At 62.6% G+C, this 13,720-nt stretch carries 15 protein-coding genes; 11 read left to right on the top strand and 4 right to left on the bottom strand.

Annotation, left to right across the window (positions count from 1 at the left end; all coding sequences use genetic code 11):
• The 10 genes from gspF (at position 1) to ASG35_RS15355 (ending at position 7,692) form a co-directional block, all read left to right on the top strand.
• Complete coding sequence (gene gspF / locus ASG35_RS15400) at positions 1-1,218, top strand: type II secretion system inner membrane protein GspF (protein ID WP_056358773.1); 1,218 nt, start codon at positions 1-3, stop codon at positions 1,216-1,218.
• Between the two features lie 13 nt (positions 1,219-1,231).
• The gene (locus ASG35_RS15395; protein ID WP_056358771.1) at positions 1,232-1,645 is read left to right on the top strand and encodes a type II secretion system protein N; all 414 of its coding nucleotides are present in this window, start codon (positions 1,232-1,234) and stop codon (positions 1,643-1,645) included.
• Positions 1,646-1,832: 187 nt separating this feature from the next.
• The gene (gene gspG / locus ASG35_RS15390) at positions 1,833-2,306 is read left to right on the top strand and encodes a type II secretion system major pseudopilin GspG (RefSeq protein ID WP_056358946.1); all 474 of its coding nucleotides are present in this window, start codon (positions 1,833-1,835) and stop codon (positions 2,304-2,306) included.
• 24 nt (positions 2,307-2,330) lie between these two features.
• Complete coding sequence (locus ASG35_RS15385; protein WP_442854838.1) at positions 2,331-2,843, top strand: GspH/FimT family pseudopilin; 513 nt, start codon at positions 2,331-2,333, stop codon at positions 2,841-2,843.
• Complete coding sequence (gene gspI, locus ASG35_RS15380) at positions 2,843-3,250, top strand: type II secretion system minor pseudopilin GspI (protein WP_056358768.1); 408 nt, start codon at positions 2,843-2,845, stop codon at positions 3,248-3,250. The genes ASG35_RS15385 and gspI overlap by 1 nt, the downstream gene beginning before the upstream one ends.
• Positions 3,228-3,923 (top strand): PulJ/GspJ family protein, encoded by a 696-nt coding sequence (locus tag ASG35_RS15375; protein WP_082508403.1) that lies wholly within the window; start codon positions 3,228-3,230, stop codon positions 3,921-3,923. The genes gspI and ASG35_RS15375 overlap by 23 nt, the downstream gene beginning before the upstream one ends.
• Positions 3,923-5,032, top strand: coding sequence for a type II secretion system minor pseudopilin GspK (gspK, locus tag ASG35_RS15370; RefSeq protein ID WP_056358937.1), 1,110 nt, complete (start codon positions 3,923-3,925; stop codon positions 5,030-5,032). Before ASG35_RS15375 ends, gspK begins: the two co-directional genes overlap by 1 nt.
• A gap of 64 nt (positions 5,033-5,096) precedes the next feature.
• Positions 5,097-6,404: a type II secretion system protein GspL gene (gene gspL, locus ASG35_RS15365; protein WP_056358765.1), complete on the top strand. Its 1,308-nt coding sequence runs from the start codon at positions 5,097-5,099 to the stop codon at positions 6,402-6,404.
• On the top strand, positions 6,401-6,904 hold the full coding sequence (gspM, locus tag ASG35_RS15360; protein WP_056358762.1) for a type II secretion system protein GspM: 504 nt from the start codon (positions 6,401-6,403) through the stop codon (positions 6,902-6,904). Before gspL ends, gspM begins: the two co-directional genes overlap by 4 nt.
• Complete coding sequence (locus ASG35_RS15355; protein WP_056358758.1) at positions 6,901-7,692, top strand: type II secretion system protein N; 792 nt, start codon at positions 6,901-6,903, stop codon at positions 7,690-7,692. Before gspM ends, ASG35_RS15355 begins: the two co-directional genes overlap by 4 nt.
• Here ASG35_RS15355 and ASG35_RS15350 read toward each other — a convergent pair whose 3' ends face one another.
• Entirely contained in the window at positions 7,693-9,222 is a 1,530-nt protein-coding gene (locus ASG35_RS15350; protein WP_056358754.1) for an efflux transporter outer membrane subunit, read from the bottom strand. It abuts the gene before it with no gap.
• A 101-nt stretch (positions 9,223-9,323) separates the two neighbouring features.
• Between ASG35_RS15350 and ASG35_RS31390 the strand changes: the two genes are divergently transcribed.
• Complete coding sequence (locus tag ASG35_RS31390) at positions 9,324-9,569, top strand: hypothetical protein (protein WP_156393177.1); 246 nt, start codon at positions 9,324-9,326, stop codon at positions 9,567-9,569.
• 562 nt (positions 9,570-10,131) lie between these two features.
• On the opposite strand, the gene ASG35_RS15340 is transcribed toward ASG35_RS31390, so the two are convergent.
• The 3 genes from ASG35_RS15340 to ASG35_RS15330 all read right to left on the bottom strand — a co-directional run bounded on the left by ASG35_RS15340 (position 10,132) and on the right by ASG35_RS15330 (position 13,693).
• Positions 10,132-10,701, bottom strand: coding sequence for a hypothetical protein (locus ASG35_RS15340; RefSeq protein ID WP_235527559.1), 570 nt, complete (start codon positions 10,699-10,701; stop codon positions 10,132-10,134).
• A gap of 211 nt (positions 10,702-10,912) precedes the next feature.
• Complete coding sequence (gshA, locus tag ASG35_RS15335) at positions 10,913-12,532, bottom strand: glutamate--cysteine ligase (RefSeq protein WP_056358745.1); 1,620 nt, start codon at positions 12,530-12,532, stop codon at positions 10,913-10,915.
• 255 nt (positions 12,533-12,787) lie between these two features.
• Positions 12,788-13,693: a DNA-3-methyladenine glycosylase family protein gene (locus tag ASG35_RS15330; RefSeq protein WP_056358934.1), complete on the bottom strand. Its 906-nt coding sequence runs from the start codon at positions 13,691-13,693 to the stop codon at positions 12,788-12,790.
• Between the last annotated feature and the right edge of the window lie 27 nt (positions 13,694-13,720).

Below are 13,720 nucleotides of genomic sequence, written 5' to 3'. Positions count from 1 at the left end.
ATGCCGGCGTTTCGTTTTGAAGCAATCGATCAGGCGGGCAAGTCGCAAACAGGCGTACTCGATGCCGACAGCGCCCGTTCCGCGCGCAGCCAGCTGAGAACGCAAGGGCTGACGCCGCTTGTCGTGGAAGCGGCGGGATCGCGTACGCGGGGTGAGCGCAAACAGCGTTTGTCGCTGGGAAAACGTTTGTCGCAGCGCGAGCAGGCCATTCTGACGCGGCAACTTGCCAGCTTGTTGATCGCGGGATTGCCGCTCGGCGAAACGCTCTCGGTTCTGACCGAGCAATCGGAGCGCGATTACATCCGCGAACTGATGGCTGCAATCCGCGCCGAAGTGCTTGGCGGACATTCGTTTGCCAATGCGCTCGCCGAACATCCGCGCGATTTTCCGGAGATTTACCGGGCGCTCGTGGCGGCCGGTGAACATACCGGCAAGCTGGGCCTCGTGTTGTCGCGGCTTGCGGATTACATCGAGCAACGCAATGCGCTCAAGCAGAAGATCGTGCTCGCGTTCACGTATCCGGCGATCGTCACGTTAATCGCGTTCGGGATCGTGACGTTCTTGTTGAGCTACGTGGTGCCGCAAGTGGTGAACGTATTCGCAAGCACCAAACAGTCGCTGCCGTTCCTCACCATCGCGATGATGGCGCTTTCCGGCTTCGTGCGGAATTACTGGTGGGCCATGCTGATAGGCGTCGCGCTGGTGAGCTGGTTCATCAAAAGTCTGCTCGCGCGGCCCGGCCCGCGCATGGCGTTCGACCGATGGCTCTTGACCGCGCCGCTGCTCGGCAAACTCGTGCGCGGCTATAACACCGTGCGTTTTGCCAGCACGCTCGCCATTTTGACGGCGGCCGGCGTGCCGATCCTGCGCGCGCTTCAGGCTGCCGGCGAAACGCTGAGCAATCGCGCGATGAGCGAAAACGTCGAAGACGCGATCATTCGTGTGCGCGAAGGCACGTCGTTGTCGCGTGCGCTCGGCAATACGAAGACGTTCCCGCCGGTGCTCGTGCATTTGATCCGCTCGGGCGAAGCAACCGGCGACGTCACGACCATGCTCGACCGCGCGTCCGAAGGCGAAGCGCGCGAACTCGAACGCCGGACCATGTTCCTGACAAGCCTGCTCGAGCCGCTCCTGATCCTCGCGATGGGCGGCGTCGTTCTCGTGATCGTGCTGGCGGTGATGTTGCCGATCATCGAATTGAATAATCTAGTGCAGTGAAGAAGTCGACCCTATGAACGCCCTCCAAACCCGCCTTCTTACGCTCGTCGCGCTCGCCGTTTTCTGCGCGACGCTGACGTGGTGGATCGTCACGCTGACATCGCATCAGAGCGCGCCGTTGCCGGCGGCGGCGGCCGGGCGCGCACCGTCCACCGAGCTTGCAGCCACCTTGTTCGGCGGCCAGTTGAAGCGTCAGGAAAACCAGGACGTGCATTTGTTCGGGATTCTTTCGCTGCAGCACGGCGCGGCGGCGATCGTCAGTTATGGCGGCGAACCGGCAAAAGCCATTTCGCTTGGCGGACCGCTCACGCAAGGCGTGACGATCAAGGAAGTGCGGGCGCGCTCGATCATCATCGATAGAAAAGGTGCGCTTTCAGAAGTGTTCCTGCCGCCGAATGCGCCGGGACCGACCATTTACGTGCGCTGAATCGGCGCGAGATCAAAGGGATCGAACACGGCGGGCGTCGAGGCGAAATCACCTTACGCCAGACCTATAGAATGCTTTCCTGTCCGCAACAACCGCGCGTTGTTGCAGGCAGACAGTGAAATCCCGGCGCGATTACCTGAAGGGCGCGCGCCGCGAACGACATCAAATTGGAAAGGAAGATCAAGTCATGCAAATGTTGATGAAGCGCCGCGATGCACTCCAGACGGCGCAAGGCACGCAGAAGAAACGTCAGCGCGGTTTCACGCTGATCGAAATCATGGTGGTGATCGCCATTCTCGGGATTCTCGCGGCGCTGATCGTGCCGAAGATCATGAGCCGTCCGGACGAGGCGCGGCGTGTGGCGGCGAAGCAGGACATTGGCACGATCATGCAGGCCATGAAGTTGTATCGGCTGGATAACGGCCGTTACCCGACGCAAGAGCAAGGCTTGCGCGCGCTGATTGAAAAGCCGACCAACGATCCGATCCCGAACAACTGGAAGGACGGCGGTTATCTGGAACGCCTGCCGAACGACCCGTGGGGCGCGCAATACCAGTATTTGAACCCGGGCGTGCATGGCGAAGTGGACGTGTTCAGCTATGGCGCGGACAACAAGCCGGGCGGCGAGGGCAATGACGCCGATGTCGGCTCGTGGCAATAAGCCTCTTTTATAGAAGTAACCGACGTGAACCAGCAGCACGAGCCGGATCGTTCAGCCTTTAAGCCGCATCGCTCGGCGAAGGCGCGGCCGCAAGCCGGTTTCACGTTGCTGGAAATGCTGGTGGTGCTGGTGATTGCCGGATTGCTGGTGTCGCTGGCATCGCTGCAATTGACGCGCAATCCGCGCACGGACCTGAACGAGGAAGCGCAGCGGCTCGCGCTTTTGTTTGAATCGGCGGGTGACGAGGCGCAAGTGCGCGCGCGGCCGATCGCGTGGCAGCCGCTCGACGGCGGTTTTCGTTTCGATGTCCGTACCGAAGACGGCTGGCGTCCGTTGCGCGATGACTTGCTGCGGCCGCGCCGCTGGGAAGGCGGCGTGACGGGCGTGACGATTCAGTATCTGGGCTCGGATCAGGAAGCGAACCGGCTGGTGTTCGGTACGGAAGCCATCGATACCCCCATGGAAGTGACCATCGTCTCGGCGGTCGGACGGGCGACGATCGTGGGTACGGGCAACGGCCGGTATCGGGTGCGGTGATGGCGAAGTCTTCACGCATCGAACGTACACGCGCTCGCACACGCGGTTTTACGATGATCGAAGTGCTTGTTGCGCTGGCGATCATCGCGGTGGCGCTGGCGGCGTCGCTTCGGGCGGTCGGTTCTCTTGCCACCGGCGAGGCCGATCTGCATAACCGCTTGCTCGCCGGATGGAGCGCCGACAACGAACTCGCGCAGTTGCGCCTGACGCATGTGTGGCCGGAGATCGGCACGAAGACGTTCGATTGCTCGCAGGGGAATTTGAAGCTGGTTTGCACGGATCGCGTGACGTCCACGCCGAATCCGATCTTCAGGAAAGTGGAAGTGTTCGTCACATCGCCCGGCCGGCCCGGCAATCTCGCGCAAATGGTCATGGTGGTGGCGAATGAAACCAATCGTTCGCTCTGAGCGGCGCAGTCGCGGCGAGCGTCGCGCGCGTGGCGCATGTGGCTTCACGCTGATCGAGATGCTGGTCGCAATCGCGATCCTGGCGGTGATCGCGGTGCTGTCGTGGCGCGGTCTCGACCAGATCATGCGCGGCCGCACGACCATCACGAACGCGATGGAAGACGAACGCGTGGTGCAGCAACTGTTCGACCAGATGCGCATAGATGCCCGCCAGGCCGCAACCGACGACGAAGCCGGCCAGGCGGCGGTATCGATTGGCGGAAATTCGTTGCAGATCGTGCGCGGCGTGTACGCGGCGGGCGCGGCGCCGCGCTTGCAGGTGATTCGTTACCGGCTGAGCAACGGCCTGGTCGTGCGGTTTGCGTCGCCGCCGCTTGGGAATATTGGCGAGGTGCGGCGGGCTTTATCGGCGGAAGACGGGGCGGACGGCTGGGCGTCGATTCCGCTGATGGCCGGCGTCACGACCTTCGCCACGCGCGCCTACGTGCCCAAAACCGGCTGGACGATGAGGATGGCGGACGTGACCTCGCAGATCACGCAAAACGACAACAACCTGAAAGTGCCGCAACTCGGCAACGCGCCATTGCCGCGCGCCGTGACGGGCATTCAGATTGCAGTCGGCGCGCACAATCTCGCGGCGCCGATCACGCGCGTTTTCCTGATCGGAGAATGATGATGAAGCGCGTTTCGTCGACCAAAACCGCGCGCAGGGAAAAGGGCGTCGCGATCATCAGCGCGCTGCTGGTGGTGGCGTTGTCGGCGATCATCGTGTCCGGCTTGTTGTGGCGGCAGGAAGTGCAGATCCGGCGCATCGAAAACCAGCGGCTGCTTTCGCAGGCGCAATGGATTTCGCGCAGCGCGCTCGACTGGACGCGCCTGATCCTGCGCTCGGAAGCCGATACCGCGCCGAACGTGACGTACCTCGGCGGCGTGTGGGGCGTGCCGATCGCGAAAACGCGCTTGTCGGATTTCCTCGGGCAGATTGGCGAGGTGCGGGCGCAACAAGGGGCATCGACGTATTTGTCGGGATCGATTGAAGACGCGCAGGCCAAGTTCAACCTGCGCAACCTCGTTTCCACGCCAACGCCGGGTTTGCTGACCATCAACGTGGAAGAGATCCAGTCGTTCCAGCGTTTGCTGACGCTGCTCGGGGTCAACGGGTCGCTCGCAAAAACCGTGGCCTTGCAGTTGCGCGCGGGGCTGGCGCAATCGGCGACGCGGTTTCAGACGCAAGGCACGAGCGCGGCGAATTCGGCGCAATCGGCAGTCCAGGGACTTGCGGCGGGCGGCGGAACCGGCGGCGGCAATTTCACCGACGACCCCGGCCTGGCCGACGCCGACAGCAACGCGCCCGTCGCGCCGCTGCAGATGATCAACGTGGAGTCCTTGCTCGACGTGCCGGGTTTCTCGCCGGAAATCGTCGAGAAATTGCGGCCATTCGTGACCGTGCTGCCGACCACGACGTCGGTGAACATGAACACCGCGACCGCCGAAGTGGTCGCCGCGACGGTGCCGGGCATGTCGCTTTCGCAGGCGCAGGCCTTCGTGGCGCGGCGCGAGACCGTGTTTTTCCACGATGTCGGCAACGTGCAGCTCGCGCTGACGGGCGCGGGCGTGAAGTCGGATGGCATCGATATGAACCAGATGGACGTGACAACGAAGTACTTCCTGATCCACGGCCGCGTGGAGCACGAGCGCGCGGAAGTGGACCGGACCACGCTGCTGTATCGCGATCCGGCGACGCACACGACGCGTATCGTTTATGTGCGCGACCAGCTTTGAGGCGAAGTACAGTGAATAACGTTCAAGCACTGAACACCCATACCCGAAGAGAAGAGAGCGGCCTTTGAGCACATTGATCGTCCTACTGCCGCCGCGCGATCCGGCGGTGCGCTCCGAAGAATGGCATTTGCCGGAGCTGCCGTTTTTGCTGCTGGACAAGCGCAACGTCACGCAACGCGCCGGCCGCGCCGCGCTCGGGCTTTTGCCACGCGCAAGCGCAACGGTGCTGATCGTCGCCGCGCGCGACCTGTTGCTGACCGCCGCGTTACTGCCGCCGCTGAAAGGGCCGCGCCTGCGCCAGGCATTGCCTAACGTGGTCGAGGATCAGCTGATCCAGGACCCGCAGACCTGTCATATCGCCGTGGATCCCGTTGCGCTGGCGAGCGGGCGGCGCGTGATGGCGGTCATCGATCGCGGCTGGTTCCGGTTCCTGATGGAAGCGTTCGCGAACGGCGGGCATCGGAATGTGAGAGCCGTGCCGGCAATGCGCTGCCTGCCGCTGCACGAAAGCGACCCCGACGTGCCCAATCCGTTTGTCGCGGGCGTGCTGGGCGAGGTGATTCCGACCGCGCCCTCGCTGCTTGGCGGCGATGCGCTGACGCCGCCGCCGAACGCCGTGCCGCGCGTGGAGATTGCGATTGCGCGCGGTGAACACGCTGCGCTGGGCGAGGGCCTGGCGATTCCCGCCGATGCCGTTCCCACCACGCTCGGTGCTCTCGCCGGCGCGCAGCCCATGACGCTTTACGCCTTGCGCGATGTACCTGGCGCGGAGCCGCGGCTGGCATCGGTTTCTTCGCGCGTGGCGATTCCGGACGCCGAACCGCTGCCGTTCGAAGTGCTCGCCCGCAACGCGCTCGCGAACCGCTTCGACCTGTGTCAGTTCGAGTTCGCCGCCCAGCCGTGGCGGCTCGATCGCGCGACCATGCGGCGCCTGAAAGTACCGGTTGCGCTGCTCGCCGGGGCGCTGATCGTGTCGATGATCGGGATCAACATCCAGTGGATCCAGCTCGCCCGGCAGCGCGACGCGATCAACGCGCAGATGACCGAATTGCTGCTGAACACGTTCCCGAAAACCACCGTCGTGCTCGATGCACCCGACCAGATGGCACGCCAGTTGGACCGGTTGCGGCTGGCATCGGGGCAACTGTCGCCATCGGATTTTCTTTCGATTGCCGACGCCTTCGCGCGCGCGCTCGGACCGATTCCGGTGAACGGCATTGCGGCGCTCGATTATCGCGACAGAAAGCTCGACGTGACCTTCAAGCCTGAAACCAAGGTCGATCCCGGCCTGCAACGGCGCCTGATTGCGAACGGACTGACCGGCGCAATCGATACCAACACGGGCAAGTGGTCCGTCAGGAGCGGCCAATGAAACAGGCAATCACCGATACCGCCAACGAGTTCTGGACCGCCCGGACGCAGCGCGAAAAGACCATTTTGATGTGGGGCGGGGCGGCGCTGGTTATCGTCATTGTGTATCTCGTCTTGTGGGCGCCCGCGTATGAAGGCCGCGCGCGTCTGCGCGATTCGCTGCCGCGCATGCAGGCGCAGCTTGCGCAGATGACGGCGCAAGCCAACGAAGCGCGCTCGCTGACCGGCAGCGCGCAAGGCGCCACGCCGACCGGCGGCGCGCTGCGCGACGCGCTGACCAAATCGCTCGCCGACAACAACATGCCCGCGACGCAGGTCCAGGTCGTCGGCGCGGCCGTGCAGTTCCAGTTGAAGAACGTGTCGTTTCCCGAGTGGACGGTCTGGCTCGACGATGTCCGCAAGCAATACAAAGTGCAGGTCAACGAGGCGCATATCACGGCGCAAAAGCCCGATGGCCAAGTGGATCTGACGGCGTCGCTGCAACCGGCCCAGGGACAATGAACTACGGAACACGACGGCTTCTGGCCGCCTGGCCGTGGTTCGCGGTGGCGGTTTTATCGGTGATCGTCACGTTGTTTGTCATGCTGCCGGCCGCGTGGATCGTGCCGCAGTTCGGCAAGAACACGGGCGGTCACGTCAATCTCGTCGATCCAGCCGGTTCGCTCTGGAAAGGCTCGGCCACGTTGATGCTCGCCACGGGCGGCGGCGGCGAAGGCGCGACCCTGCTGCCGGGACGCGTTGAATGGCGTACGGCGTTCTGGCCGCTGTTCACCGGCCACGTGCGCATGCAGATGGGCCAGACGGAAGCTATGCCAGACCCGGTTTTCGTCGATGCAAGCGCGAAAGGGTCAACGCTTTCGTCGGGTTCAATCGCGGTGCCGGCGAGCTTGCTCAGCGGTCTGGGCGCGCCCTTCAATACGCTCGATCCGGACGGCAACGTGCGGCTGACATGGACCGACTGGCGCGTGCTTGGCCGCAATACGTACGGCCAGGTGATCGTGACGCTCGACGATATGTCGTCGCGCGTGTCGCGCGTGAAGCCGCTCGGGTCGTATCGGGTGGTGTTTCAGGCAGAAGGGCAGTCGGGCACGATCAACCTGACGACCACGCGCGGACCGTTGATGCTGACGGGCCAAGGGGCGGTATCGCAGGGTTCGAGTTCGTTCAGCGGCGTGGCAACGTCCGCGCCGGAAGCGCGCGAGAATCTGGCCGGGTTGCTGAACCTGCTCGGACGGCATACCGGACCGGATTCCGTCGAGCTCACGCTCAACCGGTCAGGCACGCCTTGATTATTGCTTGGCGAGAAAAGGACCGGTTGTAAGCGCTGAGCTTGAGTCGTTCACCGAGCTTGCCGCAGCGGGCGCCGCAGCCGTCCCGGTTTCCTCGTTCATCTGCGTGGTTTCCCAACCGCCGCCAAGCGCCTTGATCAATCCAACAGACGACACCATCCGCTGACCCGCGATATTCGCGAGCTTCTGCTGCGCGGTGAACGCCGTGGTCTGTGCGGTCAGCACATTGATGAACCCGACCGTGCCCGACTTGTACTGATTGGTCACAATATCCAGCGCCTGCTGCGCCGACGTCACCGCCTGCTGCTGAACCACGATCTCGTTGGCAAGAATGCGGATGGACGCAAGATTGTCCTCGACGTCCTGGAACGCCGTCAGCACCGCCAGCCGATACGACGCAACCGACGCGTCATACGCCGCGCGCGCGGCTTCCGTGCGGGCGGCGCGCAAACCGCCATCGAAGAGCGTGGCTGCAATGGTCGGTCCGAGCGTCCAGAATTGCGAAGGCGCGCGCAGCAATTGCGAGAACACCGAACTCTGGAATCCGCCCGATGCCGACAGCGTCAACGTCGGGAAAAACGCCGCGATCTCCACGCCGATCTGCTCGTTCGCCGCCGCCGCCTTGCGCTCGGCGGAAGCAATGTCCGGCCGCCGCTCGAGAATGGACGAGGGCAAATCCGAGGGAATGACCGGCGGGGTTGCATCGAGCGGAGACGACGCAATGCTGAAGGTGGAAGCGGGCTCGCCGACCAGCACGGCAATCGCGTGCTCGAACTGCGCGCGCGACACGCCGTTGTCGATGGCCGATGCCTGCGCCGATTGCAGTTGCGTCTGCGCCTGGATCACGTCCGAGCGCGCGATCGTGCCCTGCGCGTACTGATTCTGCGTGAGCTGAAGCGTGCGTTGATAGGCGGCGACGGTATCGTCGAGAAGCTTTTGCTGCGCGTCGAGCGAGCGCAACTGGAAATACGTCTGCGCGAGCGTGGCCTGTGCCGAGAGCCGCGCGTTGGCGAGATCGGCGGCGGCGCTTTGCTCGCCGGCACGCTGCGCATTCACCGAGCGGCTGACAGTGCCCCAAAGATCCGGTTCCCACGATGCATCCAGCCCGAGATTGTACGAATTGCTCACGCCGTTACTCGAGAACTGCGAGTTCGTTGACCGGCTGCCCGACCCCGATCGTGTTCCTGACGCGGACAATCCCACCGTGGGGAAATACGCCGAACGCGCTTCCGACACCAGCGCACGCGCTTGCCGATACGTCGCGGCAAACTGCTCGATGGTCTGATTCGATGTATTCAGCCGGCCTTCGAGTTCGTTGAGTTGCGCGTCGTTAAAAATGGTCCACCAGTTTCCCCGATCGATGCGATCAGCTGGTTGCGCGACCTTCCAGCCTTCGGGCGCTTCTTTGTAGGCGGCGGGAATGGGGGCATCGGGCCGTTTGTAATTGGGGCCGACGGCACAGCCGGCAAGCGCCAACACCACGACAAGCGCGGTTCGTCGATACAAAACGGGGATTCGGGTGTGCGGCATCTGCTCTGGATTCCTGTCGGAGGCTGCGCGTTTCTAGCACATCAAAGTGCCAGAAGAAACGGGTCCGAAATGGTAACTGAATGCGCGCGCAAGGCGCGCATATGGGCAGACGTAAGGGTAACGGCTTGAAAGGAAACTGGGGTTACGCGCGTGGAGGAATCGGTTACGAGCCGTTACGCCGCGCGGTGATCAGCCTGACTCAAGCGTCGCAGCGTTTCGGGCTGCACAGCAGCGGCTTTGTGACGACGGCTGCAGGCTTTGCCGACTTGCGGGTTTTCCGGTTCTCGAACCACGCTGCGCCCAACACTACAAACGAGCCGCCTGGCAATAAGAACACGATCACGTAAAGCGCAAGTTTCCATGAACTAAGGTTCGGCGGAAGGATATGCAGCAACGCGGACGTGACAGAGTGGCCGAAGCATCGGCCGAGGAGGCGGGTAGTTTGGGCAGCGCGGTTCATCGGTAAATCCATATACGCGCTAAAGGTTTTCAGCGCTTTCAGTCGGTCAGAACATAGTCTCGGGTGGCGCCGTGGCGCGTAACTCGGTGCTTAGAATAATATTGACTATGCAATTGATTTTCAAGATGCAGAGCATGCCATTTTTTCCGATGTTGTTTTTCGGCCGCAGCGAGCTCGCGCTATGACGCCATTGGGTGAGCAGCAGAAAATTGCGCTCTTATCCTTGTACTTGACGTGGTTTGTAAAAATGGTTCGTTGCTACGAACCGTTGTGAAAAGCATCGATCCGCCATTGAGCCAACGAAAACCGCCGAAAACTAAAAGAATGCCTATGCAAGGGTTTTATCTATCGAGCCGATAGGGTTGTCCCGAGCACGTTCCAGCGCTATCAATGAAAAGAGCCGCGTTCCATTTCGAACGCGGCTCTTTTGATTTCTGCATCGACACTGACTATTCCGGTGTCTGGCTTTGGCTCGACTGACCGGGCTGGTTGTCGAGCGTCTGCGGCATCGGTTGAACGGGCATTGCTGGCGAAATCGGCTTGGCCGGCGCTGCGGGCGAAACGGGCGGCAAGGCGTTGCTGCCGGCCGTGGCTCCCGCCGGCGTACCCATCTGCGAAGGCCCGCCGCGCACGAACTGCTTGAAGTCCGCGCCGGCCTTCCATGGATTCGGCTCGCAGCCGAGCATGTTGTCGCAATGCGCCGCGAAGCCGATGGTCGCCGTGCCTTCGTTGCTCGGCGTTTTCGTGATCTGGTAGGCAAGGGCGCGTTTTCCACCCGATGGACCCGCCGTCTGGATGATGGAATCCGTGACGGTTTGCAGCTTGTATTCCGAATGGTTGGTCACCCAGACCTGAGCCCGGCCCCACCATGCGTCGCACTCGGCCTTGTTCGTGCAGGTGAGCGGCGCGGTGGCCTGTTTCATGGTTTCGCCGGCGATCTGGCCGGTCGTCGAACAGCCTGCAAGTAGTGCAAAAGCCGTTGCGGCTGTGGCCAGGCCCGTGGTTTTCATCAAGCTCATTTTCATTTCCCCGCTCCTTTTGTATTAGCGATTGGCCAAACCGCCTTGCTCATTTGTACGAGTGCAGAACGGCCAACTTTGATTTGTCGCTATTTTCAGACCCGACGCAAGCACGAGCGTTTCCGTACGTTGCGTCCTGTTGCAAAACAGGTAAGGGTTGCCGCGGCTAAAGGCGCGCGACGCGGGAAAAGCTGCCCGAGGGCAGCCAGGATTAAACGCTGATGCGGTTTAGCGTATATGCGCGATACGCGCCGACGAACGCATCGAAAGAACCGATTTCATCGCGTTCGATCCTTGCCTGATCTTCCAGCGATTTCGCTGCGAGCGTTTCCAGTTTGCGTTCGATTTCCGGCGCGAGCGGCCGGCTGCGGAAATGATCCGCGTGCTTTTCGCTGAGGTCGAGCGCGAAGGCGTCGAAACTCTGACCGTGTTCGCGCATGGTGGAAAGCACCTGCGCAGACGGCGTCAGCGAAACATCCGCCAGCCGCGCGCGCTGGACGTCAAGGGCGAGGATATGTTCATCGATACCATGCAATCGATCCAGCGCGCGCGCCACCGGCTCGATAGCATCCAGCAACTCGCCGGCCCAGCCTTGCATCGAAACTTCCTGCCCGTCACGCGCCAGCGTCAAGCCAGGCTTGCGCCCTTCCTTCGTGATGCGCGCAAAGTTCTCGTTGGCTTCCTCATTGGCGGGGCGCGGCAACAACGGGCTATCTTCGAGCGCGCAATACAACAAATACGCGTCCATGAAACGCGATGTCTGCAGCGAAATGCCGGTCGGCTCGAACGGATCGATATCGAGACAACGCACCTCGATGTACTGCACCCCGCGCGACGACAACGCGTGCAACGGCCGTTCGCCCGGCTGCGTGACACGCTTTGGCCGAATGGTCGAATAGAACTCGTTCTCGATCTGCAGTACGTTAGTGTTGATCTGCACCCATTCGCCGTCACGCTGCGTGCCGATTGCCTCGTACGGCGGATGCGGTTCGCTGACGGCCTTAGCCAGCACGTCGAGATAACCGTCGAGCGTGTCGTAGCTCGGCAGCAGCGCGGCTTGCGCCGGATTGTTCGTATAGCCGATATCGCTCATGCGCAGGCTGGTCGCGTATGGCAAATAAAGCGTGGTGGCATCGAACGTTTCGAGCGTATTCGGACGATCGCGAAGGAACTGGCGGTTCAGCGCCGGCGATGCGCCGAACAGGTACATCAGCAGCCAGCTCGTGCGTCGGAAGTTGCGGATCAGCGCGAAATATCGTTCGGACTGGAAATCGACCATGCGCGCCGTGCTTCGGCCGTCTAGCGCGGCCCACGCGCGCCATACGTCTTCGTGCAGCGAATAGTTGTAGTGAATCCCGGCAATGCATTGCATTGTGCGGCCGTATCGAAGCGATAAACCACGGCGATACACATGTTTCAACATACCGATATTCGACGTCCCGTAGTTCCCGATCGGAATTTCCTGGTCGGCGGGAAGCTGACCGGGCATGGAATCGTTCCAGAGGATTTCATCGCCGAGATGCGCGTAAGCGAACCGATGCAACTCGTCCAGTTTTTCCAGCGTGATCGCGACATCGTGATCGGCGGGCGTAATCAGTTCTATCAACGCCTCGGAGTAATCAGTCGTAATGAGCGGGTGCGTGAGCGCGGAGCCGAACGCGCGCGGATGGGGCGTTGTCGCGAGCGCGCCGTTGGGCGTGACGCGCAGACTTTCCTTTTCTATGCCGCGCAGTCCCTGACGCAAGGCGGCGCCGGACGGGCCGGCGGTCAGCGCTGCGAGGCGCTCCAGGAAGGCGTTGCGGGAGGAGGATGAGGAATTCGTATTTGCCATTGCTGCGACGTTTGCGCTCGGCGCGAAACTGCGCGCGCCAAATCGGATTTTTTAGGTAGCGGGCACTTTAACATCTCAGTGTAAGCCGTGCTTGAAGCCTTGCCGGGTAAGGGTTTGCGCGAATTTGGGCGTTTTCTCGCGGGCCTGAAGCGGATGGTTTTTTCCCGATCGACGCCGCGTTTGCGGTTCGGCTGCACGAGCGTTGGAACGATGCCCGATTTTGCGAGCGGTTACGGGCAGATCGTGGAAGTCGGATCAGCCGCCCTTAGCCGATCCCGCCCGATCGGCGATCTCGTTCCAGACATGCAGCGCGGCGTACGCACGATACGGCCGCCAGGCTTCGGCGCGGGCACGAAGCGCGGCAGCTTTGGCCATCGACGAATCTCGCGCTGCGAGCGCCTGCATGAGGATCAGGTCGGTGCCGGGCCACGCGTCGGCATCGCGCAGGGCACGCATTGCAACATATTCGACCGTCCACGGGCCTATGCCGGGCATCGCCAATAATGCTGCGCGGAGTTCGTCGCGATCGGCGCGAGGGTCGTCGAGCGGCAAAGCGCCTGTTGCAACCTCGCGCGCGAAACCTTGCAGCGCGGCCACGCGTTTGCCCGGCATGCCGATCTTGTCGAGATCGACCGCAGCCAGCGCGCCCGGCGTGGGAAAACGCCAGGCAGTATCAGGGTGAGGGTGATCGGGGAGAGGCGTGCCGGCACGCTGGACGAGCCGGCCAATGATGGTCGATGCCGCTTTCACGCTGACCTGTTGCCCCACGATCGCGCGCACGACCAGCTCGAAACCGGACCACGCGCCGGGAACCCGAAGGCCGGGCGCGGCTTGCGTGAGCGGCAAAAACCACGGATCGCGGGCGAGATGCGCGGCGATGGCGGGGGCATCGGCTTGAAGATCGAACATGCGCGTCAAATGCGCGCCGATCGGCTTGGCGTGGCGAGTCGCTTCGCCTTCGATTGTTGCGACAAGACACGGCTTCGTTGCGTGCCGCGTTACGCTGAGCGTTCCCGGATCGCCGAGCCATTCAATCGCGCGTTTATACGCGCCGTCCTCGACCGTTTCAACGCCGAGCGTCGCGCGTCCCGCGAAGAAACGCAGGACGCGCGGCCAGTCGTAGGGTTCCACGAACGGAAGCTGCAGCCGGACAGGCTTGATTGCGGGCGAATCGGGCGCGGCGGCGTT

Origin of the sequence: Burkholderia sp. Leaf177, from assembly GCF_001424345.1 — a bacterium.
Classification (GTDB): Bacteria; Pseudomonadota; Gammaproteobacteria; order Burkholderiales; family Burkholderiaceae; genus Caballeronia.
Note: the sequence above shows the minus strand (reverse complement) of the source record. Positions and strands in the feature narration are given on the sequence as shown.

Bases quoted from the DNA above. Each gene is read 5' to 3' on its own strand.
- gspF (WP_056358773.1), top strand. From the start codon at position 1: ATGCCGGCGTTTCGTTTTGAAGCAATCGATCAGGCGGGCAAGTCGCAA.
- ASG35_RS15395 (WP_056358771.1), top strand. From the start codon at position 1,232: ATGAACGCCCTCCAAACCCGCCTTCTTACGCTCGTCGCGCTCGCCGTT.
- gspG (WP_056358946.1), top strand. From the start codon at position 1,833: ATGCAAATGTTGATGAAGCGCCGCGATGCACTCCAGACGGCGCAAGGC.
- gspI (WP_056358768.1), top strand. From the start codon at position 2,843: ATGGCGAAGTCTTCACGCATCGAACGTACACGCGCTCGCACACGCGGT.
- ASG35_RS15375 (WP_082508403.1), top strand. From the start codon at position 3,228: ATGAAACCAATCGTTCGCTCTGAGCGGCGCAGTCGCGGCGAGCGTCGC.
- gspK (WP_056358937.1), top strand. From the start codon at position 3,923: ATGATGAAGCGCGTTTCGTCGACCAAAACCGCGCGCAGGGAAAAGGGC.
- gspM (WP_056358762.1), top strand. From the start codon at position 6,401: ATGAAACAGGCAATCACCGATACCGCCAACGAGTTCTGGACCGCCCGG.
- ASG35_RS15355 (WP_056358758.1), top strand. From the start codon at position 6,901: ATGAACTACGGAACACGACGGCTTCTGGCCGCCTGGCCGTGGTTCGCG.
- ASG35_RS15350 (WP_056358754.1), bottom strand. From the start codon at position 9,222: ATGCCGCACACCCGAATCCCCGTTTTGTATCGACGAACCGCGCTTGTC.
- ASG35_RS31390 (WP_156393177.1), top strand. From the start codon at position 9,324: ATGGGCAGACGTAAGGGTAACGGCTTGAAAGGAAACTGGGGTTACGCG.
- ASG35_RS15340 (WP_235527559.1), bottom strand. From the start codon at position 10,701: ATGAGCTTGATGAAAACCACGGGCCTGGCCACAGCCGCAACGGCTTTT.
- gshA (WP_056358745.1), bottom strand. From the start codon at position 12,532: ATGGCAAATACGAATTCCTCATCCTCCTCCCGCAACGCCTTCCTGGAG.